This window comes from Xanthomonas sp. PPL134 (assembly GCF_040595915.1).
Taxonomy (GTDB): domain Bacteria; phylum Pseudomonadota; class Gammaproteobacteria; order Xanthomonadales; family Xanthomonadaceae; genus Xanthomonas_A; species Xanthomonas_A indica.
Genome location: NZ_JAMDLL010000009.1, coordinates 157,542 through 183,075 on the forward strand (window position 1 = coordinate 157,542; position 25,534 = coordinate 183,075).

Annotated in this window: 22 protein-coding genes; 17 read left to right on the forward strand and 5 right to left on the reverse strand. The window is 70.3% G+C overall.

The genetic code is table 11. The features are described from left to right. Window positions 1–109: 109 nt before the first annotated feature. Entirely contained in the window at window positions 110–871 is a 762-nt protein-coding gene (locus M3U25_RS16020) for an OBAP family protein (RefSeq protein ID WP_355501539.1), read from the reverse strand. A 362-nt stretch (window positions 872–1,233) separates the two neighbouring features. Here M3U25_RS16020 and M3U25_RS16025 point away from each other — a divergent pair, with 362 nt between their 5' ends. From M3U25_RS16025 to M3U25_RS16050, 6 genes are all read left to right on the forward strand, one after another. Then, complete coding sequence (locus tag M3U25_RS16025) at window positions 1,234–3,612, forward strand: TonB-dependent receptor (protein WP_355501536.1); 2,379 nt, start codon at window positions 1,234–1,236, stop codon at window positions 3,610–3,612. A 916-nt stretch (window positions 3,613–4,528) separates the two neighbouring features. Beyond that, entirely contained in the window at window positions 4,529–6,781 is a 2,253-nt protein-coding gene (locus M3U25_RS16030) for a TonB-dependent receptor (protein ID WP_355501824.1), read from the forward strand. Next, complete coding sequence (locus M3U25_RS16035; protein WP_355501534.1) at window positions 6,781–7,071, forward strand: hypothetical protein; 291 nt, start codon at window positions 6,781–6,783, stop codon at window positions 7,069–7,071. Before M3U25_RS16030 ends, M3U25_RS16035 begins: the two co-directional genes overlap by 1 nt. After that, window positions 7,061–7,333 carry a hypothetical protein gene (locus tag M3U25_RS16040; RefSeq protein ID WP_355501532.1) on the forward strand — a complete coding sequence of 91 codons (273 nt, stop codon included), beginning with the start codon at window positions 7,061–7,063 and terminating at the stop codon, window positions 7,331–7,333. The genes M3U25_RS16035 and M3U25_RS16040 overlap by 11 nt, the downstream gene beginning before the upstream one ends. After that, window positions 7,330–8,877, forward strand: a complete 1,548-nt coding sequence (locus M3U25_RS16045; RefSeq protein ID WP_355501529.1) for a PepSY-associated TM helix domain-containing protein — start codon at window positions 7,330–7,332, stop codon at window positions 8,875–8,877. Before M3U25_RS16040 ends, M3U25_RS16045 begins: the two co-directional genes overlap by 4 nt. A gap of 201 nt (window positions 8,878–9,078) precedes the next feature. Further along, window positions 9,079–10,257, forward strand: coding sequence for a GGDEF domain-containing protein (locus tag M3U25_RS16050; RefSeq protein WP_355501526.1), 1,179 nt, complete (start codon window positions 9,079–9,081; stop codon window positions 10,255–10,257). 328 nt (window positions 10,258–10,585) lie between these two features. On the opposite strand, the gene M3U25_RS16055 is transcribed toward M3U25_RS16050, so the two are convergent. The 3 genes from M3U25_RS16055 to M3U25_RS16065 form a co-directional block, all read right to left on the reverse strand. Then, window positions 10,586–11,056, reverse strand: a complete 471-nt coding sequence (locus M3U25_RS16055) for an MEKHLA domain-containing protein (protein WP_242158212.1) — start codon at window positions 11,054–11,056, stop codon at window positions 10,586–10,588. A gap of 124 nt (window positions 11,057–11,180) precedes the next feature. After that, window positions 11,181–12,836, reverse strand: a complete 1,656-nt coding sequence (locus M3U25_RS16060) for a carboxylesterase family protein (RefSeq protein ID WP_355501522.1) — start codon at window positions 12,834–12,836, stop codon at window positions 11,181–11,183. A gap of 115 nt (window positions 12,837–12,951) precedes the next feature. Next, a complete protein-coding gene (locus M3U25_RS16065) occupies window positions 12,952–13,965 on the reverse strand; it encodes an alpha/beta hydrolase (protein WP_355501519.1) in 1,014 nt (337 codons plus the stop codon). Window positions 13,966–14,368: 403 nt separating this feature from the next. Here M3U25_RS16065 and M3U25_RS16070 point away from each other — a divergent pair, with 403 nt between their 5' ends. The 10 genes from M3U25_RS16070 (at window position 14,369) to M3U25_RS16115 (ending at window position 23,649) form a co-directional block, all read left to right on the forward strand. Beyond that, window positions 14,369–15,193 (forward strand): 2-keto-4-pentenoate hydratase, encoded by an 825-nt coding sequence (locus M3U25_RS16070; protein WP_355501516.1) that lies wholly within the window; start codon window positions 14,369–14,371, stop codon window positions 15,191–15,193. 36 nt (window positions 15,194–15,229) lie between these two features. Next, on the forward strand, window positions 15,230–16,225 hold the full coding sequence (locus tag M3U25_RS16075) for a TRAP transporter substrate-binding protein (protein WP_355501513.1): 996 nt from the start codon (window positions 15,230–15,232) through the stop codon (window positions 16,223–16,225). A gap of 10 nt (window positions 16,226–16,235) precedes the next feature. Further along, the gene (locus tag M3U25_RS16080; RefSeq protein WP_184502770.1) at window positions 16,236–16,754 is read left to right on the forward strand and encodes a TRAP transporter small permease; all 519 of its coding nucleotides are present in this window, start codon (window positions 16,236–16,238) and stop codon (window positions 16,752–16,754) included. A 2-nt stretch (window positions 16,755–16,756) separates the two neighbouring features. Then, window positions 16,757–18,040, forward strand: a complete 1,284-nt coding sequence (locus M3U25_RS16085) for a TRAP transporter large permease (protein WP_184502771.1) — start codon at window positions 16,757–16,759, stop codon at window positions 18,038–18,040. Window positions 18,041–18,220: 180 nt separating this feature from the next. Continuing rightward, entirely contained in the window at window positions 18,221–19,279 is a 1,059-nt protein-coding gene (locus tag M3U25_RS16090; RefSeq protein ID WP_010343057.1) for a LacI family DNA-binding transcriptional regulator, read from the forward strand. A 124-nt stretch (window positions 19,280–19,403) separates the two neighbouring features. After that, window positions 19,404–19,796 (forward strand): glyoxalase superfamily protein, encoded by a 393-nt coding sequence (locus tag M3U25_RS16095; RefSeq protein ID WP_242158238.1) that lies wholly within the window; start codon window positions 19,404–19,406, stop codon window positions 19,794–19,796. A 155-nt stretch (window positions 19,797–19,951) separates the two neighbouring features. Beyond that, window positions 19,952–20,806, forward strand: a complete 855-nt coding sequence (gene kduI / locus M3U25_RS16100; protein WP_242158240.1) for a 5-dehydro-4-deoxy-D-glucuronate isomerase — start codon at window positions 19,952–19,954, stop codon at window positions 20,804–20,806. A 57-nt stretch (window positions 20,807–20,863) separates the two neighbouring features. Next, window positions 20,864–21,619, forward strand: coding sequence for a 2-dehydro-3-deoxy-D-gluconate 5-dehydrogenase KduD (gene kduD / locus M3U25_RS16105; protein ID WP_184502774.1), 756 nt, complete (start codon window positions 20,864–20,866; stop codon window positions 21,617–21,619). A gap of 142 nt (window positions 21,620–21,761) precedes the next feature. After that, entirely contained in the window at window positions 21,762–22,418 is a 657-nt protein-coding gene (locus M3U25_RS16110; RefSeq protein WP_355501506.1) for an RpiB/LacA/LacB family sugar-phosphate isomerase, read from the forward strand. A gap of 154 nt (window positions 22,419–22,572) precedes the next feature. Beyond that, complete coding sequence (locus tag M3U25_RS16115; protein WP_355501503.1) at window positions 22,573–23,649, forward strand: cupin domain-containing protein; 1,077 nt, start codon at window positions 22,573–22,575, stop codon at window positions 23,647–23,649. Window positions 23,650–23,875: 226 nt separating this feature from the next. Here the strand turns inward: M3U25_RS16115 and phhA are convergent, their stop codons facing one another. Then, window positions 23,876–24,766 (reverse strand): phenylalanine 4-monooxygenase, encoded by an 891-nt coding sequence (gene phhA, locus M3U25_RS16120; protein ID WP_355501500.1) that lies wholly within the window; start codon window positions 24,764–24,766, stop codon window positions 23,876–23,878. 126 nt (window positions 24,767–24,892) lie between these two features. Here phhA and M3U25_RS16125 point away from each other — a divergent pair, with 126 nt between their 5' ends. Then, a complete protein-coding gene (locus M3U25_RS16125) occupies window positions 24,893–25,372 on the forward strand; it encodes an Lrp/AsnC family transcriptional regulator (RefSeq protein ID WP_184502778.1) in 480 nt (159 codons plus the stop codon). Window positions 25,373–25,534: the final 162 nt, after the last annotated feature.

Below are 25,534 nucleotides of genomic sequence, written 5' to 3' on the forward strand. Positions count from 1 at the left end.
CAGTGCCGATGCCGGCACCGCTGCAGCCCCTGCCGCACGTGGCATAAGACCGCTCCGAGGCGGGATCTTCGGCCTGAATGACGTCGCCGGCGTACGGCTTCCCGGGTCCCTACCGTTCCTCCGTCCCCGCCTCCACCACCCCAGGAATCGGCGTCGCGTTGGGAAACGCGTCGCGCAGCAGGTCCACGCCCTGCTGCGGCTTGGCCAGCGGCGTCAGGTCCTGGCGGTCGGCGCGCAGTTCGGCGCTGCGGTGCGGGGCGATGGCGTCGCGGCGGGCCTGCAGGTCCGGCTGCAGCTCGCCGTCGCGGTTGAACGACCAGGCCAGCATGGGCTCGCCCAGGGGCAGGGCATCGCCGGGCTCCGCGCCGTGGCGCGAATGCCAGGTGTGCCAGGTCTTGCCGTAGCTGTTGAGCTTGCTGCGCATCAGCGCCTTCTCCGCGGTAAGCGGCAGGCCGGGCGCGGACAGCTGGCCGGACAGGATCTCGCCGTTGTGCGGATGCCAGTAGCGGCGCTCCTCCGGCGGCAGCCGCTGGAACAAGACCTCGGAAATGATGTACTCCACGCCGGTGAGGTTGGCTTGCGCGGTGTCGCCGTCGAACAGGGCGCACTGGGCGAAGTCCTCGTTGACCTGGCGGCAGAAGTGGTGGGCTTCCATCTGCTGGTGCGGGTGGTCGCGCATGGGATGGAAGCCGACCAGGTGGATGTCCAGCACCGCGGCCGGACCATCGTCCTGCAGCGCCTTGGCGCCGGCTTCCAGGGTGCGGGTCTTTGCGCTCTCGGCCGCGCCGGGCGGCTGCGTGGCGGGTTCGGTGCGGTCGCGGCCGCAGGCAACCAGGGTCAGCAACAAGGGAATGAACAGGAGCTGGCGCATATGGGGTCTCCAAAAGCGGCGCGGCGGCGTGGGGCCGCATGGCAGGATGCGTGGCGCACGACAGGGCCAGCATCGGCTGCGCCACGTCGATCGGCTGTGGCCGGGGTGTCTGCATGGTGTCGTGATGTGCGGAGTTGGCCCCGCGCCGTGGCGCATGCAGGTCCACGCATGTCTGCTGCAGCCGCGTCGCGCGACGTCGGCCGGTCATGCACCGTCGCGTCGTGGCCGCCGCGCCGTCATTGCAATGGCGCTGCAACACGAACGACATATCGTGCCGCGCTGCGCCACAGTCTGGCGCATGCCGTCGCGGGCTGCTGCGCAAGCCGAACGGACTCGATCTTGCGCGCTCACAAGGATCCGACATGCTGCATCCCGCTCTCTCCCCGCGGCCGCTGACCGCGCGCGCCGCGCCGGCCCGTACCCGCCTGGCGCAGGCCTGCGCCGCCCTGGTGCTGGCCTCGGTGGCCGCCGCCGCCGCCGCGCAGGACAGCGCGCCGTCGCTGGCCGGCAGCGAGACCCGCCCGGTCAACGCCGCCGGCAACGGCGATGCGGCGACCTCGCTGGACACCATCATCGTCACCGCCGAGCACCGCGAGCAGAACCTGCAGGAGGTACCGGTGTCGGTGGGCGTGGTGCAGGGCGAGGCGATGCGCGACTTCACCGCCGGCGGCGACGACACGCTGCTGGCGCTGTCCGGCCGCGTGCCCAGCTTCTATGCCGAGACCACTACCGGCCGCATCTTCCCGCGCTTCTATATCCGCGGCCTGGGCAACATCGACTTCTACCTCGGCGCCTCGCAGCCGGTGTCGATCATCCAGGACGACGTGGTACTGGAGCACGTGGTGCTGAAGTCCAACCCGGTCTACGACCTGGACCAGGTGGAAGTGCTGCGCGGCCCGCAGGGTTCGCTGTTCGGCCGCAACACCACCGCCGGCATCGTCAAGTTCGACAGCATCAAGCCCAGCGACGACTACACCGGCCGGGTCACCGCCAGCTACGGCAGCGACAACACGGTCTCGGTCGACGGCGGCATCGGCGGCCCGATCAACGACGTGCTGTCGTTCCGCGTGTCCACCCTGTACCAGCACCGCGACGACTGGGTGGACAACACCTACAGCGGCCCCAGCGCCGACGGTACGGTCACCCCGAAGAAGGACGCGATGGGCGGCTACGACGACCGCAACGCGCGCCTGCAGCTGCTGTTGAAGCCGAGCGAGAACTTCTCCCTGCTCGGTGCGTTCCACACCCGCGACTACGACGGCACCTCCACCCTGTTCCTGCGCGGCGCGCTGCGCAAGGGCTCCAACAAGGTCGACGTGCCGCGCGACCAGGTGGCCTACGACGAGGCCCACGACAACCCCCAGGCGTACAAGACCCACGGCGCCTCGCTGAAGGCGATCTACGACTTCGGCGGCGTGTCGCTGACCTCGATCAGCGCCTACGAGACCACTTCAGGCTACAGCCGCGGCGACACCGACGGCGGCGCCGCGGCCAACTTTCCGGTCAACGGCGTGCCCAACGGCTACGGCCAGTCGATGGGCCAGGTGCGCGACCTGGACCAATACACCCAGGAACTGCGCCTGGCCAGCGAAGGCGACGCCCCGCTGCAGTGGCAGGCCGGCGCGTTCTACTTCGACGGCAAGGACACCACCGATTTCTACCAGCGCGCCTATTTCCTGCAGACCGCCGCGCGCAATCCCAACAACTGGGTGCGCCTGCACAACAGCAACACTTCCTGGGCCGGCTTCGGCCAGCTGACCTACAAGGTCACCGACGCGCTGACCCTGACCGCCGGCGTGCGCCAGACCCGCGACAGCAAGGAGACCAAGCTGCTCAAGACCGCCGACACCGCGGCCGGCGTGGTCACCTACAAGGGCCGCCGCGACGTGCGCCTGGCCGACACCCAGCCGAGCTGGGACCTGAGCGCGATGTACGCGATCAACCCGAACGTCAACGTCTACGCGAAGGTCGCCCGCGGCTTCCGCGGCCCGACCATCCAGGGCCGTTCGGCGGTGTTCAATTCCGACTTCACCACCGCCGACTCGGAAACCATCCTGTCGTGGGAAGCGGGCATCAAGAGCAACCTGTTCGACAACCGCCTGCGCCTGAACGTCACCGGCTTCACCTACACCGTCGACGACATCCAGCTCAACGGCAACGACGCCAACGGCAACGGCGTGCTGTTCAACGCCGACAAGGCCAAGGCCTACGGCATGGAAGCGGACCTGGACTGGCGCCCGATCCCGAACCTGTCGCTGACCGCCGGCCTGAGCCTGCTGCACAGCGAGATCCAGGACAAGCGCGTGTATGCGCAGGTGTGCGGCCTGAACGGCGTGGTGGTGTGCACGGTGAAGGATCCGACCATCCGCATCGGCAACAACACCTTCGCCCAGATCGACGGCAACCCGTTGCCGAACGCCCCCAAGTACAACGTCAACCTGGCCGCCCGCTACGACATCCCGGTCAACGACGGCGGCGCGTTCTTCGTCGCCACCGACTGGAACAAGCAGGGCTACACCAGCTTCGTGCTGTACGACTCTACCGAGTTCACCTCCAACGGCAACTTCGAGGGTGGCCTCAAGCTGGGCTACACCGGCGACTACGGCGCATGGGAAGTGGCGGCCTTCGCCCGCAACATCACCAACGAGAAGAACCTCAAGGGCGTGATCGAGAACTACATGGCGGCCGTGTACAACGAACCGCGCATCGTCGGCGTCTCGTTCAACCTGCACTGGCACTGATCGCAGGCATCGCAACACACGCGCCGGCAGCACACGCCGGCGCCAGCGGGCGGGAGGGCAGAAGCCCTCCCGCCCGTTTGCGTTTGGCAGCATAAGTTGCCGCAGCTGTAACCAAAGCTGTTGCTGTTGCTGCTGTTTGTGGCTTTGGCTGTTGCTTTTGACTTACCGGGTTGCCTTCCGAAGCGGCGGCCAGCGCGGGGAAAAACCCCGAAGGGGCGGCGCACAAGGATGTGCGCCGTCCGCGGCAGGGGCAGGATGCCCCTTCCGCGGATCCCCGGGCTGGCCGCGGACCCGGAGCGCGCAGCGCGGAGGGCGCGAAGGCAGGGTGTGCTTGACCAGCCTTCGGCTGTGGTAAAGCGCTTCTTTTGGTTACTTTTCTTTGCACAAGCAAAGAAGTGCTTCTCAGCAGCCGAAGGCTGATCAAAGTAACTCGCCCGCAAGGGCGAAAGCCTTTGCTGTTGCTTCAAGCGTGAGTGCCGGACGAGAAGAACTGTAGGAGCGGCTTCAGCCACGACGCGCGATGCGCCAGCCTCGCTAGTCCCCTGAGACGATCGCCCCCCGCATTGCGGCAGCCGCCGGTTACTACTGCGTCGGGACTGAAGTCCCTCCCACAACACGTCTCTGCGCGTGACGCATATGTTGGCGCGATGCCCAACCGTAGGAGCGGCTTCAGCCGCGACGAGCGTTCCCGGGAACCCCCGTCGCGGCTGAAGCCGCTCCCACGCCCCCAAGACCCCCGAGCAAACCTGCCGCCCATCCCAAATCCCATGGCGGCCCAGCCCCCGCTCTGCTACAGTCCGCGCCCAGCGCTGCCGGGTCCGGCAGCCGGGCACAGCCGCCGCCATGCCTTCATCCGTGAGTCTTTCGGGGGGAGTGGTGCATGCGCGTCGCGCGATCGGTGTTGTCCTTGTCTGTCGTGTCCATCCTGCTGGGCTGGGCGCCCACAACGCGCGCCGCTGGCGCCGAAGTCGCGCCTCCCCCCGATCCCACCACCCTCGACCAGATCGTCGTCACCGGCGAGAAGAGCGGCCGCAGCGTGCAGGACACCACCAGCTCGGTCGCCGTCACCACCGAGGCGCGCATCGAGCAGGAGAACCTGCAGAACGCCTACGAGGTGTTCAACCGCACCGCCAACATGGCGCAGACCTACGGCGATGCCGGCTTCAGCATCCGCGGCATCCGCAACATCGACGGCGGCAGCGATGCGCCGCTGGCCACCATCTACCTGGACGGCGCCGCCCTGCCGTGGAAGGCGATCAGCTGGGCGCCGTTGAGCCTGTGGGACCTGCAGCAGGTGGAAGTCCTGCGCGGCCCGCAGTCCACCCTGCAGGGCGAGAACGCCCTGGCCGGCGCGATCGTCCTGCGCACCGCCGAGCCGACCATGGACTGGCAGGGCAAGCTGCGGGTGCTGGCCTCCGACCCGTCCGACCGCAGCCTGGCCGGCGCGATCGGCGGGCCGATCGTGCCCGACGAGCTGGCGTTCCGCGCCTCGGTGGAGCAGCGCAGCTTCGACGGCTACACCTGGAACCTCACCCGCCAGGCCGCCGACGACGCGCAGGTCTCGGCGATCTATCGCGGCAAGCTGCTGTGGACGCCGTCGGCGATCGCCGGGCTGAAGGTGCAACTGGGCTACACCCGCTCGCACCGCACCGGCCCGTACATGTACACCTACGTGCGCACCGACCTGCCCGATTACCTCGAGCACCGCTACGCCACCAACAACACCCCGGACCGCACCCGCAGCGACAGCGACATCGTCACCCTGCAGGCCGACTACGCGCTCTCCGACGCCTGGTCGCTGTCCTCGGTCAGCGCCTGGAACAAGGTCACCTCGTCCAGCCTGTGGGACATGGACCATGGCCCGGACAACGCCGGCTACGCGCAGCGCCAGCTCGACGACACCACCGCCTCGCAGGAACTGCGCCTGCACTACGCCGGCGCCTCGGTGCAGGGCCTGATCGGCGCGTACTGGGCGCGGCACGTGGAAGACAACGACGCGCAACTGCTGAACAACGTCGCCACGCCGACCACGACCATCGCCGGCCTGCTGCGCAGCGCCGGCTTCCCGGCCGCCACCGCCACCGCGATCGCCACCCGCTACGCGCAGGCGCTGCCGGTGATTCCGGTCGACTACGTCAGCGCCAGCCCGACCCGCTCCAGCAACCGCGCGCTGTTCGCCGACGGCCAGTGGCAGGTCGGCAGCGGCTTCTCGCTGCTGGGCGGGCTGCGCTACGACCGCCAGCGCTACGCCATGGCCTCCGACACCACCGCCGCCTTCGCCGGCCGCTATCCCGACCCGGCCGCCTTCGCCGCCAGCGGCACCGCGCTGTACCGGGCCATCGTCGCGATCAACCAGGGCGTGGCCGGCATCGTGCGCTCGGCCAACGGCGAGGTGGCCTGGAACACGCGCGACTTCGACGCCTTGCTGCCCAAGCTCGGCGTGCGCTACGACTGGAACCCGGACCTGTCGACCAGCCTGGTGGTGCAGCGCGGCTACCGCTCCGGCGGCTCCAGCTTCAACTCCGCGCGCAGCCAGGCCTTCCCCTACGACCCGGAATACACCTGGAACTACGAGGCCTCGCTGCGTTCGCAGTGGCTGGACCGGCGCCTGACCCTCAACGCCAACGCCTACTACATCGACTGGAAGGACAAGCAGACCACCGCCTACTTCGGCCTCAACAGCTTCGACTACAACACCGTCAACGCCGGCCGCGCGCATCTGTACGGGGCCGAGCTGGAGGCCAGCCACCGCCCCAACGAAGCCTTCGACTGGTACGGCTCGCTGGGCTATGCGCGCACCCGCTACGACAGCTTCGCCACCATCGCCGGCGCCTCGGTCATCGACTACGCCGGCCGCGAGTTCGCCTACGCGCCGCACTGGACCGCGGCGCTGGGCGCCAACTGGCGCTTCGCCGACGGCTGGCTGGCCAACCTCAACGCCAGCTTCCGCGACCGCGTGTACACCGACATCGGCGCCGGCGCCGTGCAGCTGGCCTCGCGCACCGTGGTCAACGCCAAGTTCGGCTACGAGAACCTGGACTGGAGCGCGTGGATCTTCGCCAACAACCTGCTTGACCGCGACTACGTGCAGTACCGCTGGGCCACCGAGCCGGTCGCGATCCTGGGCGCGCCGCGGGTGGTCGGCATCGGCTTCGAGGCGCGCTGGTGATGCCTGCCGTCGCCACCGCCGGCTATCTGCTGGCCGCCGCGCTGGCGGCGCTGGCGTTCTACCTGGCCACTGCGCACCAGCGGCTGTGCCCGGCCTGGCGCCGGCACGCGCGCGCGCTGCGCGTGGCCGGCACGCTGCTGTGCGTGGCGGCGCTGGGTGCGGCGATCGCCGCGCTCGGCGTGTGGGCCGGCGTCTTCGCCGCATTGAGCGCGACGATGCTGGCGGCGGTGGCCTTGCCGTACCTGGATGCGTGGCGGCAATTGCACCGAGGGGCTGGCGATGTGGGCTAGGTGGCTGGCGGCGATCGTGCTGGGCCTGCCGCTGGCGGTGGGCGTCATCGGGCTATGCGTGCTGCTGTGGCCGGGCCAGCTGCAGGTGCACACGCTGCCCTGGCTGCTGCTGGTGTTCCCGGCGTGGATCGGCGCGATGTCGCTGGCCTTCGTGTTCCGCAGCGGCGCACGCGCGTGGCTGTGGCTGGGCGGTGCGACCGCGCTGTGCTACGTGGCGCTGTTCCTGCTCAAGGCCAACCATCTCGTGCAGGTGACCCCATGAAGGCCGCGACCCTGCGCCAGTTCCTGTCGGCGCACAGCTGGATGGGCCTGCTCGCCGGCATGGCCTTGTTCATCGCCTTCTATGCCGGGGCGATCAACGTGTTCACCCACGACCTGGAGCAGTGGCCGCGGCCGTCGGCGCTGCACGCCCCGACGCTGCCGCCGGAACAGGCCGCGCAGGCGCTGGCCGATGCGGTACTGGCGCGGCATCCGGCGCTGGCCGAGTCCTACACCCTGATGCTGCCGGGCGAGGGCCGCGCGCTGCCGCAGTTGTATGCGTTCGGGCCGGCGGCACAGCAGGCCTTCGGCGGCATGGTGCAGTTCCAGCCCGGCGCCGATGGGCAACCCGTGCAACTGCCGCAACGCAGCGGCTTCGTGGACTTCCTGTACGACCTGCATTTCACCGCGGGCCTGCCGCGCACCTTCGGCACCTACCTGTTCGGCGTGGTCTGCCTGCTGTACGGGCTGGCCCTGGTCAGCGGCGTGGTGCTGTATGCGCCGGTGCTGCTCAAGGACCTGTTCGCGCTGCGCCGCGGCCGCAACGTCAAGCGCCTGTGGCAGGACGCGCACAACGCCATCGGCATGCTGTCGTTGCCGTTCCACGTGATCTTCGCCTGGTCCGGCGCGGTGCTGACCCTGGGCGTGCTGCTGCTGGCGCCGTTCCAGTACCTGGTGTTCGACGGCAAGCTGATGCAGGTGCTGCAGCCGGACTTCGAACTGGCCCCGCACGTGCAGCCCGCGCACGTGCCTGCGCCGATGCTGCCGGTGGCCGAGCTGGTGGCGCGGGCGCGCGCGGCCAATCCCGGCTTCGTGCCGGAGAGCCTGTCCTTCCACGATGCCGGCGACGCCAATGCGCAGGTGGAGCTTTACGGGCACCAGGACCAGCGCCGGCTCAACACGCTCGCTGGCGTGGCGCTGCGCGCGGCCGACGGCCAGGTGCTGCGGGTGCTGTCGCCGCAGACCATGTCGCCGGGCGTGGCCGCGCTGCGCGGCCTGCAGACCCTGCACTTCGGCAACTACGGACGCTGGCCGCTGCAGTGGCTGTATTTCCTGCTCGGGCTCGGCGGCGCCTTCCTGTTCTACAGCGGCAACCTGCTGTGGGTGGAAGCGCGGCGCAAGCGCCGCCAGCAGGCGCAGCCGCGGCGCACCCATGTCATGGCGCGGCTCACCACCGGCGTGTGCCTGGGCTGCGTGGCCGGGGTCTCGGCGCTGTTCGTGGCCGCGCGCCTGCTGCCGCCGGGCATGGAGCGCGTCGCGTACTACGCGGTGTTCGCGCTCGGCGTGGCCTGGGCGCTGCTGCGTCCCACCGCGCGTGGCGCCTACGAACTGCTGCTGGCCTGCGCGGCGCTGACCGCGTTGGTGCCGCTGGCCGGGTTGCGCGGCGCCGCCGGCTGGGTGGCGCCGTGGAGCAGCGGCACCCTGCTGGCGATCGACGCCTGTGCGTTGCTGCTGGCCTGGGCCTACTGGCAGATGGCGCGCGCGGCATACCGTCGTGGGCAGGGCGGCGATCCGCACAGCGTGTGGGCGTTCCCGCCGCCGCGCTGAGGCGCCGCGGCGCGTGCCATGCGGCGCAGTAGGGTGCCGCTGTCACGCAATCGATGGCCGCGAAAGTGGACAATCGCGCGCCGGTGCTTTTTCATGGTCTCGACGTGGGCACCGCAGCGTCCGCGCGAAATGGAGTCGGGTTGCACGTTTGATGTGACCTGCTCCGCACTTCGCGCCGCGCTGCCGTCGACAGGGGACTGCATGCACGAGCGTTACCAGGAGCCACACGACACGCCGCCGGGCGAGGCCTACGCGGCGCAACTGCGCAAGGGATTCGCCGCGCTGCGTTTCGATCCTCCGCTGGAACGGGCGTACCGCCACTACACCGCCGCCACGCTGGGCTTCGCGCAGCGCGTGGCGGCCTCGCTGGGCGTATTGATCGCGCTGCTGCTGCTGGCCTGGGATGCGGTGCATTTCGGCTGGCGCGGCGGCGGCGGCCTGCTCGGCTATGCGATCGCGGTGCGCGCGGCGACCCTGCTGGCACTGCTGTGGGTGGCGGCCGCGATCCACCGCGCCGACACGCACGGCCCCGGCCGCGCCGCGTTGCTGTTGCTGGTCGGCGGCACCGGGCTGGTGCTGTCGAGCGTCGGCTATCCGCCGCAGGAACTGCGCTACGCGGCCGCGGTGATGACCCTGGTGCTGGTGGCGGGCTTCTTTCCGCTGGGCCTGGCGCTGTGGCAGAGCGTGGCGGTGGCGCTGCTGTTGTGCGCGATCAGCGCCGCCGCCGGCCACCTGTTGCTGGACGGCGCAGCACGCGACGCTTATCTGCGCCTGCAATGGCTGCTGTGGACGGCCGTGCCGGTCGGTGCGGTCGGCGGCTACCTGCGCGAACACTCGCGCCGCGAAGGCTTCCTGCAGCGCCGGGTGCGCGACGACGAGGCCTTGCGCGACGCGCTCACTGGGCTGGGCGATCGCCGCCGCTTCGACGAACACCTGGCAGTGGCGCTGGCCGAGCGTCGGCGCCTGCAGCGCGGGCTGGCGCTGATCCTGGTCGAACTGGACGGCTTCGCCGCGCTGGTGCAGCGCGCTGGCGCCGGTGCCGGCGACCGTGCGGTGCTGGAGGTGGCCGAGGCCATGCAGTGCCTGCTGCGGCCGCTGGACGTGGCCATGCGCATTCGCGCCGACCGCTTCGCGCTGGTGCTGTACGACGCCAGCGGCGCGCACCTGCGCCAGGTGGCGCCGGCGTTGCGCGACATGGTCGAGGTGATGGCGATCGCGCAGGACGCGGCGGAGGCGCCGGCGCTGACGGTGAGCGTCGGCGCGCTGCTGGCCACGCCCGAGGACACCCCGGCCACGCTGATGCAGCGCGCCGAGGCGCTGCTGGCCGCCGCGCGCGCCGTCGGCAACCGTGTGGTGCTGGCCGAGGACACCGGCTGGTAGGCATGCGGCAACCGCCATGTACCGGTACGGCCATGGCGGGCGGCGACGATGCCCTGCGCGCGTCGCGGGCAGGGGCGGATATACCTGGCTGCTTGGTGCGGCGCAGGCTCACTACCCCGCGCGCAACGCCATGCGTTCCGCCGCGCCAGGCAGTAGCGGATCCATGTGCGTGGTGCGCCGCGCGCCGCAATGCAAGTCCCTTTCACCACGGCCCGGCCGACGCCTCGATGCGCGCTCCACGGTTGTAGGAGCGGCTACAGCCGCGACAGGCGTGACCGGCAATGCGCGTCGCCGCTGAAGTCGTTCCCACGAGGCACGTTGCCTGCCGCTACGCCAGCACCACCGTATGCCGAGGGCTGGGCCAGAACAGCGCGGCCTGGCCCCACCCGGCGCTGCTGCCGAAGCCCAACTGCCAGACTTCGCCATCGTGGATCACGAAGCGGTTGCCCTGCTTGTCCACCCGCTGCCCGCTGTAGCCATCGGCAATGCCGCGCTGGGCGACCGCATCGAGCAGCCGCTGCCGTTCGGCGCGGTTGGCCGGGGCTGCACTCAGCCGCGAGGGGAGTGCGAGCATCTCGTCCTCGCTGTACTTGAAGCAGCGCAAGGCGCAGCGATTGGCGTAGAAGAACACCGGGTCGGCGCTGGCGTCATGCGCCAGGATGGCGTACGGCGCCTGCGCATGCAGCCAGTGGTAGCGGTCGGCGATGGCGTCGGGGCAATACAGGCCGTGACCGCTGAGTGCGCGGTAGCAGTCGTCGATGCGCGCGAGCAGGGTCGTCTGCGGTGCGGAAGGCGGCATGGTGGCGGTCTGGCAGCCTGCGGGAGCCCGGATTGTCGCGGATGCGCACGTTCGCCGACGTGACCCCGGCCCTGGTCTGCGCCTGTGCCACGCCGGTGACGGCGCGGCCACGCGGCGCAGGCGCTCAGAACGTTCCGCGCTGCACGAACGGCACCTGCGCGTAGAGCCGGCGTTCGCCACCGCGCGGGTCGTGCGCCAGGCGGCTGTCGGTGTCGAACAGCAGGGTCTCGCGCTGGGCCAGCGAATACGGCTCCCAGCGCGGCAGGCCGGCGTGGTTGGGATCGCCGTGGCGGGCGAAGGCCAGCAGCGCGGCGCTCATCGCATCGGCCATGCGCTGCGCGTCGGCGCCGTCGCCGGTGCGCGATCCGGGCTGGCGGATGTTGTCGAACACCAGCGGGATGTCCAGGGTGTGGAAGGCGCCGAACTTGCCGCCGTCCAGCGGCGAGCCCCAGTCGAGCTGGTAGACCCAGGTCGGCGCGCCCTGCCGCGCGCGCGCCTCGGCTTCCTCCACTGCGCCGCGCCAGGAGCGGCCGGCGGTGGTGGCGGCGAAGAACACCTCGCTCGGCGTGTAGTGCGGATACAGCCGCCGGTACTCGGCGATCACCACCTGCGGCGACAGGTCCACGAACTGCTCCTGCGCCAGCCTGTCCGGCAAGGCGTCCCAACTCAGCGCGAAGTTGGCCGGATCGTGGCCGAGGAAGGCACGCGTCTCGTCGCGGGTGTTGCCGATCACCATCGGGATGCGCGCCGATTGCGGCGGCGCGTCCGGCCAGAACGGATGCCGGTGCAGCACCTGCGCATCCAGCACCGGGCCCAGGTACAGCGCCGTGGTCTCGGCGCGCGACGGGTCGGGCGTGCGCGTGGCCTCGAGCACGCGCTGCAGCGGCAGCGTGCGCAGCGCGTCCAGTTGCGATGGCGCCAACTGCAGGGCCTGCAGCAGCAACTGCGCGCGCTGGCTGGCCGCTCGCGGCCCGGCGGCGGTGACCTGCTGCCCGCTCATGGTCCAGGCGCGGTGGAACAGGCCCTGCGCGGCCGGCATCGCCATCAATGTGGCGATCTTGGCGCCGCCGCCGGACTGGCCGAACACGGTGACGTTGCCGGCATCGCCGCCGAACTCGGCCGCGTGCGCGCGCACCCAGTGCAGCGCCTGCACCAGATCGAGCTGGCCGACGTTGCCCGAGGCGGCATAGGCGGGGCCGCCGAACGGCGCCAGGTACAGATAACCGAAGGCGTTGAGGCGGTGATTGACGCTGACTACCACCACGTCGCCGCGTTGGCACAGGCGCACGCCGTCGTACAGCGGGTCGCTGCCGGAGCCGTTGTTGTAGGCGCCGCCGTGGATGTAGACCAGGATCGGGCGACGCGCGCCATCGCGCAGGCCGGGGGTCCACACGTTGAGGAACAGGCAGTCCTCGCTGACCGGCTCGGATCCTCGCTGCGGCGCCGAGGCGGCATAGGCGCTGCAGTCGCGTACGCCGTGCCAGGGCCGTTCCTGCAGCGCCGGCTGGAAGCGCCGCGGCGCGGTGTCGGCGCCGTAGGGGATGCCCTTGAACACGCACACGCCTTGGTCGCGCACGCCACGGATGCGGCCGCTGCGGGTGCGCGCCAGTGGCGTCGCTGGCGTCGGCGCCGCCACGGCCGCGACACCGGGCAGCGCGCCGCTCAAGGCCAGCGCGCCGAGTGCGCCGTCGCGCAGGAAGCGGCGCCGGCCGTGGTCGGCGGGGGCGGCAGCGGCGGAGGCGGCGGTGTGCGCGCCGGGCAGGCGAGGGCGGACGGTCATGCGTGGACGGACTCCTGACGAGGCGATCGGGGACGCGTTCGCGGCGTGGCGGCGCGGCGGCCACCGGCGACGCGATCGCCTGGCGGGGCATGCAGCGGCGCGCAGGCCATGTGGTTCACTTCCCGCCCGCCGGCGGCGGGATCGGCGCGCGGGCGCGCGGATCGTCCTGCACGTTGCGCATCCAGCTCAACGCCAGCTGCGGCCAGGCCGCCAGCGGCAGGCCGGCGATGCCACGGACACCGAAGCCATGGCCGCCGTGCGCGAACAGGTGCAGCTCGGCCGGTATCCCCGCCTGGCGCAGCGCCTGGTAGAACAGCAGGCTGTTCTCCACCGACACCACCGGGTCGTCCTGCGCCTGCACCAGGAAGGTGGGCGGTATGCCGGCGTGCACGCGGTTCTGCAGCGAGTAGGCGGCCATGGTCGCCGCATCCGGGTGGCGGCCGAGCAATCGTAGCCGCGAGCCGGTGTGCGCCGCGGTGCCGCTGCCCATGTCGATGACCGGATACAGCAGCAGCAGGAAATCCGGTCGCGCGCTGACCCGGTCGATCGCATCGCGGGCCGGATATACCGCGTCGTCGTAGCGGGTGCCGAGGCTGGCGGCGACGTGGCCGCCGGCGGAGAAGCCGATCGCGCCGATGCGCTGCGGGTCCACGCCGTAGTCCGCGGCATGCGCGCGGATCAGGCGCAGCGCGCGCTGCGCGTCGGCCAGCGGCTGGTCGCGCGCCGCGGCACCGTCGACGGCCGCGTCGGGCAGCCGGTAGCGCAGCACGAACAGGGTGATACCGGCTTGTTCGGCGAAGATCGGCACCAAGGCCGTCCCTTCCTTGTCCAGCACGATGCGCGCGTAACCGCCGCCGGGCGCCACCAGCAGCGCGCTGCCGTTCGGGTGCTTCGGCCGGTACACCACCAGGTAGGGCTGGTAACGGCCGCTGAGCGCGCGGTCGGGCAGGGCAGGGTCGTCGCTGCGCTCGACCAGGTGCCCTTGCGCGGGCCCGGCCGTCGACCCCGGCGCCGGCCCGGGCCACAGCGGCAGCCGCGCCGCCAGCTCGGCGGCGCTCTCGCTGGCCGGCCGCTCGGCCGCCGCGGCCGCACCGAGCGCGCCCAGCAGCAGGCCCAGCGCCGCCAGCACGGCGATGCAGGGACGGGACCGGCGCCTGCCGCAGCGCGGGGACAGGGATTCGGTGGGACGTAGGCGGGTAGGGAGGAGGTGGGCCGACATCATCGAGATCTCGCGTGGGTGGAGGAAGCCGCGCGGCGCGGATGGCCGCCTTTCCAGTGTGCGCGCGGCCTGCGCCAACGCATGACGCTGTGTTGCTGTTGCTGTTGCTGTTGCTGTTGCTGTTGCTGTTGCCGATTCCCGATTCCCGATTCCCGATTCCCGATTCCCGATTCCCGATTCCCGATTCCCGATTCCCGATTCCAGGCTGTTTGCCGCACCGCACATTGCCAATGACACCGGTTTACCATATACAACGGCGCAACGCGCTGTCGATGCGCGGCGCAGCAATTCCCGACCCCCCATCCTTGCGGAGATGCCCTTGAGCCTTCCTTCCGGCCCGTCGCAGACGCCACCGCCCGCGTTGGCCGATATCGCGGCCCGCTTCGTCCAGGCCCGCCGCCAGGGCCGCGCATTGCCCGATTTCCCTGGCGTCATCCCGGACGACCTGGAGACCGCCTACCGCGTGCAGGACCTGGCGATCGCGCAATGGCCGGACCGCGTGGTCGGCTGGAAGGTCGGCTATATCGCGCCCGAGCGCCGCGACCACTCCGGGGACGAGCGCCTGCTGGGCCCGATCTTCGCTGCTGCGTTATGGAATGCTACCGGTGGAACAGCCGACATCCCGGTGTTCGACGGCGGCTTCGGCGCGGTCGAGGCCGAGTACGTGCTGCGCCTGGACGCGGATGTCCCCGCCGACCAGTTGCACTGGACTTCGCAGCAGGCTGCCCAGGTGCCGGCGACGCTGTTCGTCGGGGTCGAGGTGGCGAGCAGCCCGCTGGCCACGATCAACCAGTTGGGCCCGCGCGTGGTGATCTCCGATTTCGGCAACAACAACGGCCTGCTGCTGGGCCCCCAGGTGCCCAACTGGACCGCGCTGGACGAAACCGCGCTGCGTGCCGAGACCTGGATCGAAGGGCAGTGCGTGGGCACCGGCGGCGCCACGCTGCTGCCGGGCGGGCTGCGCGCGGCGTTCGCGTTCGCGCTGGCGCGCTCGGCCAGGCGCGGGCGGCCGCTGCGCCGCGGCGAGCTGATCGCCACCGGCAATGCCACCGGCATCCACGACATCGCCATCGGCCAGCAGGCGACGATCCGCTTCGATGGCTACGGCGAACTTCATTGCAGGGCGGTCGCGGCCTAGGCTGCGCGATGACCACGACGCGCGGGAGGGCGCAGCATGATCACTCGTAGACGATTCCTCGGTGCAGGCATCACCGCCGCGGCGGCGGCCAGCGTGCCGCTGGGTGCGCTGGCGCAGCGCGGCGATACCCGCCTGCTCACCGCCACCGACGTGCACGTGGCCGACTACCCCACCGTGGAGGCGGTGCGCTGGTTCGGGCAGACCCTGGAGCAGCAGACCGGCGGCCGCCTGCGCCTGCGCCAGTACCACTCCGGCCAACTCGGCCGCGAGGCGGAGGCGATCGACATGGCGCGCTTCGGCGCCATCGACATCACCCGCGTTTACTCCGGCGCGTTGAACAACACCTTCCCGCTGACCCAGGCGCTGTGCCTGCCGTACGTGTTCGACTCGGTGGCGCACCTGCGCCGCGCGATCGACGGCCACGTCGGCGACAGCATCCTGCGCAGCTTCGAACAGCGCGACCTGGTCGGGCTGGCGATCTACGACTCCGGCGCGCGCTGCTTCTACAACACCAAGCATCCGCTGCGGCAGCCCAAGGACCTGCACGGGCTCAAGCTCCGCGTGGCGAACTCGGACATCTTCCTCAAGCTGATGCGCATGCTCGGCGCCAACCCGACGCCGATGTCGCTGGGCGAGACCTTCTCGGCGATGGAAACGCACATGATCGACGGTGCCGAGAACAACATGCGCAGCTTCCAGTCCAGCCGCCACTTCGAGGCCGCGCACTACTGGTCGCAGAGCGATCACTCCTATGCGCCGGACGTGCTGGTGATGTCACGGCGCAGCTTCCAGGCGCTGGCGCCGGACGAGCGCGCGCTGGTGCTGGAGACCGCACGGCAGTCGGTGACGGTGATGCGCCGGCTGTGGGACGCCTCCGAGGCGCAGGCGCGGCAGCAGGTGATCGACTACGGCGTGGCCGTCAACGCGGTCGACATGCCGGCCTTCCGCAAGGCCGCCGCGCCGCTGCTGGCCGAGTACCGGCAGCAGCCGGAGATCGAAGCCCTCTACCGCCGCATCCGCGATTTCGCCTGAGCCCATGCCGATGACCGACCACGACCCCGCCCTCCCGGTGCCGCCGCTGCAGCGCGTGCTGGACCGGATCGCCACCTTCGCCATCGGCACCGCCGCCGCCGCCCTGCTCGGGCTGGTGGTGGTGCAGGGCTGGCAGGTGTTCACCCGCTACGTGCTCAACGACTCGCCGAGCTGGACCGAGCCGGTGACGCTGCTGCTGCTGAGCACGGCGATGAGCCTGGGCGCGGCCGCCGGCGTGCACACCCGCCGCCATTTCGGCTTCTTCCTGCTGGCCGAGACGCTGCACGCCAACCTGCGCCGTTGCATCGACCTGCTGCGCCCGCTGCTGGTGGCGGCGATCGGCGCGGTGATCGCCTGGTGGGGCGCGGTGCTGCTGCTGGACGGGCTGGACATCAAGATGGCCGGCGCGCGGATGCCGCAGAGCATCAACTACCTGCCGCTGTCGATCGGCGGCGCGCTGATGAGCGTGTTCGCGCTGTACCAGGCCTGGCGGGTGCTGCGCCCGGGCACCACCATGGGGAGGAACTGAGCATGGCCATCGCCATCCTGTTGGGATTGTTCGTGGTGCTGCTGCTGATTGGCGTGCCGGTGGCGTATGCGCTGGGCGCCGCGGCGCTGGCCACGCTGCTGTACCTGGACCTGCCGGCGGTGGTGCTGGTGCAGCAGATCTCCGCCGGCAGCGGCTCGGCGTCGCTGATTGCGATCCCGTTGTTCATCTTCGCCGGCGAACTGATGCTGCGTGGCGGCATCTCCGATCGCCTGATCGCGCTGGCGTCCTCGCTGGTCGGGCGCATGCGCGGCGGCCTGGGCCAGGTCAGCGTGCTGTCGTCGCTGTTCTTCGGCGGCGTGTCCGGCTCGGCCATTGCCGACGTCTCGGCGGTCGGCGGCACCATGATTCCGCAGATGATCAACCGCGGCTACGACCGCGACTACGCGGTCAACGTGAGCATGACCGCGGCGCTGGTGGCGCTGCTGGTGCCGCCCTCGCACAACCTGATCCTGTTCTCGGCCGCGGCCGGCGGCGGCCTGTCGATCGCCGACCTGTTTGCGGCCGGCATCGTCCCGGCGCTGCTGATGACCGCGGCGATGATGCTCACCGGCTATGCGGTGGCGCGCGCGCGCGGCTACGGCACCGAGGCGTTCCCGGGCTGGCGCGCGGTGGCGCTGCGCCTGGTCGGCGCGCTGCCGGGCCTGGGCCTGGTCGCGCTGATCTTCGTCGGCATCCGCGCCGGCATCTTCACCGCGGTGGAGAGCGCGGCGATCGCGGTGGTGTACGCGCTGCTGGTCACCGCGCTGCTGTACCGGCAGTTGCGCTGGGCCGAGTTCTTCGCCGCGGTGACGCATGCCGCACGCACCACCGGGGTGATCCTGTTCGTGATCGCCACCGCGGCGGTGTTCGGCTGGCTGCTGGCCTACCTGCAGGTGCCGGCGGCGGCGGTGCACTTCCTGCAGTCCATCGCCCACAGCCAGCACACCGTGCTGCTGATGATCGTGGTGATGCTGCTGTTGCTGGGCATGTTCATGGACCTGGCGCCGAAGATCCTGATCTGCACGCCGATCTTCCTGCCGGTGGCCAAGGCCTACGGCATCGACCCGATCCATTTCGGCCTGGTGATGGTGCTGGCCGGCGGCATCGGCCTGATCACCCCGCCGGTGGGCTCGGTGCTGTTCATCGGTACCTCGATCGGGCAGATCACCGTGGCCCAGAGCATGCGCACCATCTGGCCGTTCTGGCTGGCGGCGCTGTGCGTGCTGCTGATCGTGGCGTTCTTCCCGGAGCTGTCGCTGTGGTTGCCGCGCGCGCTGCGCGCCTGAGTCGGTCCGGTGGCGTGCGCCAGGCGGCAATCGCGAGCCGTTCGCGTCGAGCGCCGCGGCCGGCGTCGGTGGCGCCGCGGCCCCGCGCCGGGCGCTGCGTCTACAGCGCTTGCGTGACCGTACGCTGGTGCGAACATGACACCCAGTAGAATCCCCTCTCTTTCGCCCGGTTTTCCGTCCATGGCGCCGAACAAGCCCCGCCCCGCCGATGCTCCCGCTTCCGCTCACGGCAAGGCCGCGACGATCAACGACATCGCGCGCCTGTCCGGGGTGTCGAAGAAGACCGTGTCGCGGATCATCAACAACTCACCGCTGGTGCGCAAAGACACCCGCGAAAAGGTCGAGGCGCTGATGCGCGAAGTCGGCTACGCGCCGGATCCGCTGGCGCGCGGGCTGGCGTTCCGCCGCTCGTTCCTGATCGGCATGGTCTACGACAATCCCACCGCGCAGTACATCGTGGACATGCAGTACGGCGCGCTGGACGCGCTGCGCGGCTCCAGCTTCGAGCTGGTGGTGCATCCCTGCGACAGCCGCAGCCCCGGCTACATCGAGGGCGTGCGCCGCTTCGTGCAGCAGCAGAAGCTGCACGGGGTGATCCTGGTGCCGCGCGCCTCGGAGGACCAGGCGCTGGCCGACATGCTCGCCGGGATCGGCGTGCGCTACACCCGCATCGCCTCGCTGCCGCTGGACGACACCTCGCAGATGGTGGTCACCCACGACCGCGACGGCGCCGCCGAGGCCGCCGACTACCTGCTGTCGCTGGGCCACCGCGATATCGCCCTGATCACCGGCCCCAGCGCCTACCGCTCCGCGCACGAGCGCACCGCCGGCTTCATCGACGCGCTGACCCGGCGCGGCATCGAGCTGCCGCCGGCGCGCATCGTCGAGGCCGGCTACACCTTCGAGTCGGGCGTGGCCGCGGCGGAGAAGCTGCTGCTGGGCAAGCAGCGGCCCAGCGCGATCTTCACCGGCAACGACGAGATGGCCGCCGGCGTGTACAAGGTCGCCCTGCGCGCCAACATCAACATCCCGCGCCAGCTGTCGATCATCGGCTACGACGACAGCCCGCTGGCCTCGCGGCTGTGGCCGTCGCTGACCTCGGTGCGCCGGCACACCCGCGACACCGGCCGCACCGCCGCGGCGATGCTGATCCAGCCCGAGGGCACGCCGTCGCTGGCGGTGGCCAGCGTGCGCCCGCACCTGATCGTGCGCGACTCCTGCCAGCCGCCGGAGGATTGAGCGCGGCGCGGCCGGTGTAGACTGCCGGCCGACCGTGCGGACACCGCTCCGCCCATCCAAGGCCCGCTCCGTTCCGGCACCGCCCGGGCGGACCCACGCGGCCTTGCTGCGAGGAGCCTTCGCCATGTCGTCCCCTGTTCCTGCCGCCGCCGCGGTCCGTTTCGGCCGCCTGGCGCCGACCGTGCCCGTCGCCGGGATCGCCCGCGCCGTCGCCTTCTACACCGACTGCCTGGGCTTCCGCAGCGTGTTCCAGAACGGCAGCCCGGTCGGCTTCGTGATCCTGAAGAAGGACGACGCCGAACTGCACCTGACCCTGCGCGCCGGTCACCGCGGCAGCACCAGCAACGTCGCCCACCTGCTGGTCGACGACGCGGCGGCGCTGCACGACCGCCTGCAGGCGCAGGGCGTGCGCATCATCAAGGCGATCCGCGACGCCGATTTCGGCCTGCGCTGCTTCGTCTTCGCCGACCCCGACGGCAACCGCATCGACGTCGGCCAGCCCCTGCCGCCCGGTTAGCACGCCATCAGCGAGCGCTGCAGCGCTCTCATCCCGAATCCCGACTCCCCAATCCCCGCCGTTCGTGCACTGCGCAATGACACCGGTTTACCAGACCCGCTAGACTGTCCTCCGTGGCGGGCTGCCGCATGCCGTCGCCTGCACTGGAGAAGCCCATGTCCCTGTACTGCAAGACCCACTACGCCACCCATCCCGACGCGATCAAGGGCGCCAGCAACGACCAGTTGCGCGACCTGTACCTGCTCGACGGCCTGTTCGTGGACGACGCGGTGACCCTGAAGTACACCCACTACGAGCGCTTCGTGCTCGGCGGCGCCGTCCCGCGCACGCAGGCGCTGACGCTGCCGGCGCAGACCGAGCCGGCCTCGGCCGCCGGTCACCCGTTCCTGGAGCGGCGCGAGCTGGGCGTGATCAACGTCGGTGCCGGCAGCGGCACCGTCACCGTCGACGGCACCGCGTATCCGCTGGGCCCGAAGGACGGCCTGTACGTGGCGATGGGCAGCGCCGAGGTGGTGTTCGCCTCCGACGACGCGGCCGCGCCAGCGCAGTTCTACCTGGCCTCCACCCCGGCGCATGCGCGCTTCGCCACCAAGCGGCTGTCGATCGCCGAGGCGGTGGCGCTGGACCGCGGCGCGTTGGAGACCAGCAACGAACGCACCATCTACCAGTACATCGTGCCGGCCACCTGCCAGTCCTCGCAGCTGCTGCTGGGCCTGACCGTGCTCAAGCCGGGCAGCGTCTGGAACACCATGCCGCCGCACCTGCACGACCGCCGCAGCGAGGTCTATTTCTACTTCGACCTCGGCGCCAACGACCGCGTCTACCACTTCATGGGCGAGCCGGACGCGCAGCGCCACCTCGTGGTGCAGAACAACGAGGCGGTGGTGTCGCCGCCGTGGTCGATCCACATGGGCGCCGGCACCGCCAACTACGCCTTCATCTGGGCGATGGGCGGCGAGAACCTCGACTACACCGACATGCACGTGCTGGACATCTGCCAGCTCAAGTAGGCCGCCGTCCGTGCGCCGCCACCGTCTCCACCGTCATCCCTTCTAGGAGCCCCCGCAATGACCCATCCGTTCAGTCTCGAAGGCAAGGTCGCCCTGGTCACCGGCGCCAACACCGGCCTCGGCCAAGGCATCGCCCTGGCCCTGGCGCAGGCCGGCGCCGACATCGCCGCCGCCGGCATCCAGGCGCCGACCGAGACCGAGGCCAAGGTCACCGCGCTGGGCCGCCGCTTCATCGCCATCGAGGCCAACCTGATCAGCATCGAGCCGGTGCAGCGCATCCTCGACGAGACCCTGGCCGGCCTCGGCCGCCTCGACATCCTGGTCAACAACGCCGGGCTGATCCGCCGTGCCGACGCGGTGGACTTCAGCGAGCAGGACTGGGACGACGTCATGAACGTCAACATCAAGTCCGCGTTCTTCATGTGCCAGGCCGCCGGCCGCCACTTCATCGCCCAGGGCAGCGGCAAGATCATCAACATCGCCTCGATGCTGTCGTTCCAGGGCGGGATCCGCGTGCCCTCGTACACCGCCAGCAAGTCCGGCATCGCCGGCATCACCCGCCTGCTGGCCAACGAGTGGGGCGCCAAGGGCGTCAACATCAACGCCATCGCCCCCGGCTACATGGCCACCGACAACACCGCGCAACTGCGCGCCGACGCCGCGCGCAACCAGGCGATCCTGGAGCGCATCCCGGCCGGCCGCTGGGGCGTGCCGGAAGACCTGGGCGGCACCGCGGTGTTCCTGGCCAGCAGCGCCTCGGACTACGTCAACGGCACCGTGATCCCGGTCGACGGCGGCTGGCTCGCCCGCTAACCGCTCCTCCTTCTCCCTTCGGGACCTCGGCCCCCTTTTTGGGGGAAGGTGCCCGAAGGGCGGATGAGGGTGCGACCACCGCCGACCCCTCTCATCCCATCCAGATCTATCCCACCACCCAATCCCCCACCAAAGGACCCCCATGAAAATCGCCCTAATGAACGAGTTCAGCCAGGCCGCCAAGAACCCGGTGATCCTGCAGCAGCTCAACGACGTCGCCGCCGCCCAGGGCCACAGCGTGTTCAACGTCGGCATGGACGGCGACGCCGACCACCGCCTGACCTACATCCACCTGGGCATCTGCGCCGGCCTGCTGCTCAACGCCGGCGCGGTGGACTTTGTGGTCGCCGGCTGCGGCACCGGCCAGGGCGCGATGATGTCGCTCAACGCCCACCCGGGCGTGTTCTGCGGCTACTGCATCGAGCCGACCGACGCCTACCTGTTCGCCCAGGTCAACAACGGCAACGCGCTGGCGCTGGCCTTCGCCAAGGGCTACGGCTGGGGCGCGGAGATCAACGTGCGCTATATCTTCGAGAAGGCCTTCAGCGGCGAGCGCGGCATGGGCTACCCGGCCGAGCGCCGCGAATCGCAGCAGGCCAACGCCGGCATCCTGACCCAGGTCAAGCAGGCCCTGGCCAAGTCCTACCTGGACGGCCTGCGCGCGCTGGACCCGGACCTGGTCAAGCAGGCCGTGGGCGGCCCGCGCTTCCAGCAGTGCTTCTTCGACAATGCCCAGGATGCCGAGCTGCGCACCTTCGTCGCCGGCGTGTTGGGGAGGGCCGAGGCCGCTGCAGCCTGATCGCACCATGCGATGCTCGAGCCCCTCTCCCGCGGAGAGGGGTTGGGGTGAGGGCCGAAGGATCGGTCAACGCCTACCGCGCTGCTCCCTGTCAGTCTGGCCTGATGACGCCAACCGATCGGGTGCCAAGCAGCCCCAGCGCAGCGGAGTGCCCATGCGCCTGCTCCTGTCCGCATTGCTGTTGCTCTTCGCGAGCGTCACCGGCGCCGAGCCGCAGCGCATGTTCATCGTCGGCGACGCCGTTGCTGCCGAGGTCGGCGCCGAGCGTGCGCCGCAGGCCGGCTGGGGCCAGCCCTTGCAAAGCTACCTGGACCCGAACGCGTGGCAGGTGCGCAATCACGCCAGGGACGAGCGCAGCGCGCGCCGCATCACCGCCGAAGGTCCGCTCGACACGCTCGCCAGCGAACTCCGTCGTGGCGACGTGGTGCTGATCCAGTTTGGCCACGACGACGTCGAGCGCGAAGACGCCAGCCGCGATGCTGACCTGCAGCAAACGGTTGCCCGCGCGCTGATGCAGGTACGCGCCAAGGGCGCCACGCCTGTGTTGGTCACGCCGGTGGCGCGCCCGTTGTTCATGCAGGGTGTGCCGCTGGATACACCTGCGCAAGGCATCCAGGCGTTGCGACGGCTGGCAAGCACGCAGCAGGTCGTGCTGATCGACCTCGACGCCAGCAGCCGTGCCTGGCTGCGTGCGCTGGGCGAGCAGGGCGCGCGCCCGTACCTGTTCGTGCCCGAACAGGACGCTGCCGCCGCCAGCCGTTTCAGCATCGCTGGTGCCAACGCCCTGGCCTGCCTGGCGCTGCGCGATGTGGTGCAGGCGCTGCCCACCCTGCGCCCGGCGCTGTTGCGTGATCTGGATTGCGACGTGGTGCGCCCCGCCCACGCCTCGGCGCAATCGCAGGTGCTGCACGAAGACACGCTGGCCCGCGGCCAGCCCGGCCCGCACGGCGGCGCAGGGCCGACCACGGCGTACCCCTTCTTCGCCGACGTGCAGGACCTGCCATTCGTGCTGCGCAAACGCGTGCTGCACCAGGGCGCCGGCATCGGCTTGCATCCGCAGCACAAGGACGAGATCTACTACATCGTCAGCGGACACGGCAGCTACGTGCTGGACGGAACGCAGTACGACGTGCGCGCCGGCCATGCCTTGCTGACCCGGCCCGGCAGCAGGCACGCGTTGCAGCAGGTGGGCGATGAACCGCTGGTGCTGCTATTGGTGTATCCACGTTAAGGTCACTGGCCTGCGACCGCTGCACGGTCGCTGGTTTACGCCATTGCGCGGATCGGCGCATCCCTGGGAAGGCAACCCGCCTTAGCCAATTCTGTGCGCGCTGCGCGCCCGTACCCTCACCTCAACCCTTCTCCCGATGGGAGAGGGGCGCGCTGCGTCATGCGCACTGCGAACGTATGCCTGCAGCAGCGCAATCGGCCTGTCGCTGATCGCGCCTTGGTGCTCCTCACACGTCGCCGCCGTCCGCCCAGCCTTCGCCGCTGCCGGCATGGAACACGCGGTCCTGCGGCTGCACCTGGCCGGCGGGCAGGTGTGCCTGGTCGGCCAGTGCCGCATAGAGCGGGGTGAAGTCCGGCGAGGTCGCCTGCATCAGCTGTTCGAAGCTGTCGATGACGAAGTAGGTCTTCTGGTAGGTGTCGATGCGGTAGCGGGTGCGCATGATCCGCTGCAGGTCGAAGCCGATCCGGTTGGGCGCGTCCGACTCCAGCGAGTACAGCGATTCGCCCTTGGACGAGACGATGCCGGCGCCGTAGATGCGCAGGCCGTCCGGGGTGTCGATCAGGCCGAATTCCACCGTGTACCAGTACAGCCGGGTCAGGTTCTGCAGCGCCTCCGGACCGATCGCATGCGCCTTCACTCCGCCGCGGCCGTAGGCCTGCATGTAGTCGGCGAACAGCGGGTTCATCAGCAGCGGCACGTGGCCGAACAGGTCGTGGAACAGGTCCGGCTCGGCGATGTAGTCAATCTGCTCGGGACGGCGGATCCACCAGGTCACCGGGAAGCGGCGGTTGGCCAGGTGGTCGAAGAAGTCCAGCTCCGGCAGCAGCCCTTCGACGCCGACCAGGGTCCAGCCGGTGGTCGCCTGCAGCACGGCGTTGAGTTCGTCGAAGCGCGGAATCGCCTGCGAATTCATGCCCATCGCGTCCTGCGCCTGCAGGAACTCGTCGCAGGCGCGGCCGACCAACAATTCGCGCTGGCGGGTGTACAACGTGCCCCAGGTGGCGTGGTCGTCGGCGCTGTAGCTGTCCCACGGCTGGGTCACCACGGCGGTGGTGTAGACCGGCACGTAGCCCTTGTCGGTCTGCTGGTGTTCGACGCGGCGCGGTGCGGTGTCCATGGTCGACGCTCCGGAACGGGATGCCACGATGGTAGGCGCGCCGCCGCGCAATGGGCTTGCGAAGTTGCACGGATCCTGGCGTCGCGCGCAAGATTGTTGCGTAGACGCCATGTTGCAGAGCAATAAATGACCGGATCGCCGACCTTCGACCGCACCGACCTGCGCCTGCTCGCCCTGCTGCAGCGGCAGGGCCGCGCCAGCAATGCCGAGCTGGCCGCGCAGGTGAACCTGTCGCCCTCGGCCTGCCTGCGCCGGGTGCAACGGCTGGAAGCCGAAGGTGTGGTTGCCGGCTATGCCGCGCGGCTGGTGCCGGCGGCGATCGGCCTGGGTCTGCAGGCCTTCGTCCGCGTGCAGTTGGAAAAGCACGGGCAGAGCGGCATCGCCCACTTTGCCGACAGTGTGCAGGGCTGGGACGAAGTGGTCGCGTGCCATGCGCTGACCGGCGACATGGACTATCTGCTGCACGTCTACGTCCGCGATCTGGCGCACTTCTCCGCGTTTCTGCTGGACAAGTTGCTCAACGCCGCCGGCGTCGCCGACGTCAATTCCAGCTTCGTGCTGCGCACGGTCAAGGACTTCGCCGGCCTGCCGCTGCCGCGCGGCTAGCGGCACGACGCGGACGTGCCGTTGCGTGTCGGCGCATGGCAACCCTTGTTAAGTTGTTGCTAACGATTTACATTTGCGTTCTGCGACGGCCATCCACGGCCACAGCCCCTCCGCCAGCCCTGCCGGGCCAGCCACGTCGGTTCCCCCCGCCGTGGAGCGCGG

Coding starts and splice junctions, on each gene's coding strand:
- M3U25_RS16020 (WP_355501539.1), bottom strand. CDS start 871: ATGCGCCAGCTCCTGTTCATTCCCTTGTTGCTGACCCTGGTTGCCTGC.
- M3U25_RS16025 (WP_355501536.1), top strand. CDS start 1,234: ATGCTGCATCCCGCTCTCTCCCCGCGGCCGCTGACCGCGCGCGCCGCG.
- M3U25_RS16035 (WP_355501534.1), top strand. CDS start 6,781: ATGCCTGCCGTCGCCACCGCCGGCTATCTGCTGGCCGCCGCGCTGGCG.
- M3U25_RS16040 (WP_355501532.1), top strand. CDS start 7,061: ATGTGGGCTAGGTGGCTGGCGGCGATCGTGCTGGGCCTGCCGCTGGCG.
- M3U25_RS16045 (WP_355501529.1), top strand. CDS start 7,330: ATGAAGGCCGCGACCCTGCGCCAGTTCCTGTCGGCGCACAGCTGGATG.
- M3U25_RS16050 (WP_355501526.1), top strand. CDS start 9,079: ATGCACGAGCGTTACCAGGAGCCACACGACACGCCGCCGGGCGAGGCC.
- M3U25_RS16055 (WP_242158212.1), bottom strand. CDS start 11,056: ATGCCGCCTTCCGCACCGCAGACGACCCTGCTCGCGCGCATCGACGAC.
- M3U25_RS16060 (WP_355501522.1), bottom strand. CDS start 12,836: ATGACCGTCCGCCCTCGCCTGCCCGGCGCGCACACCGCCGCCTCCGCC.
- M3U25_RS16070 (WP_355501516.1), top strand. CDS start 14,369: ATGCCCTTGAGCCTTCCTTCCGGCCCGTCGCAGACGCCACCGCCCGCG.
- M3U25_RS16075 (WP_355501513.1), top strand. CDS start 15,230: ATGATCACTCGTAGACGATTCCTCGGTGCAGGCATCACCGCCGCGGCG.
- M3U25_RS16080 (WP_184502770.1), top strand. CDS start 16,236: ATGACCGACCACGACCCCGCCCTCCCGGTGCCGCCGCTGCAGCGCGTG.
- M3U25_RS16085 (WP_184502771.1), top strand. CDS start 16,757: ATGGCCATCGCCATCCTGTTGGGATTGTTCGTGGTGCTGCTGCTGATT.
- M3U25_RS16090 (WP_010343057.1), top strand. CDS start 18,221: ATGGCGCCGAACAAGCCCCGCCCCGCCGATGCTCCCGCTTCCGCTCAC.
- M3U25_RS16095 (WP_242158238.1), top strand. CDS start 19,404: ATGTCGTCCCCTGTTCCTGCCGCCGCCGCGGTCCGTTTCGGCCGCCTG.
- kduI (WP_242158240.1), top strand. CDS start 19,952: ATGTCCCTGTACTGCAAGACCCACTACGCCACCCATCCCGACGCGATC.
- kduD (WP_184502774.1), top strand. CDS start 20,864: ATGACCCATCCGTTCAGTCTCGAAGGCAAGGTCGCCCTGGTCACCGGC.
- M3U25_RS16110 (WP_355501506.1), top strand. CDS start 21,762: ATGAAAATCGCCCTAATGAACGAGTTCAGCCAGGCCGCCAAGAACCCG.
- M3U25_RS16115 (WP_355501503.1), top strand. CDS start 22,573: ATGCGCCTGCTCCTGTCCGCATTGCTGTTGCTCTTCGCGAGCGTCACC.
- phhA (WP_355501500.1), bottom strand. CDS start 24,766: ATGGACACCGCACCGCGCCGCGTCGAACACCAGCAGACCGACAAGGGC.
- M3U25_RS16125 (WP_184502778.1), top strand. CDS start 24,893: ATGACCGGATCGCCGACCTTCGACCGCACCGACCTGCGCCTGCTCGCC.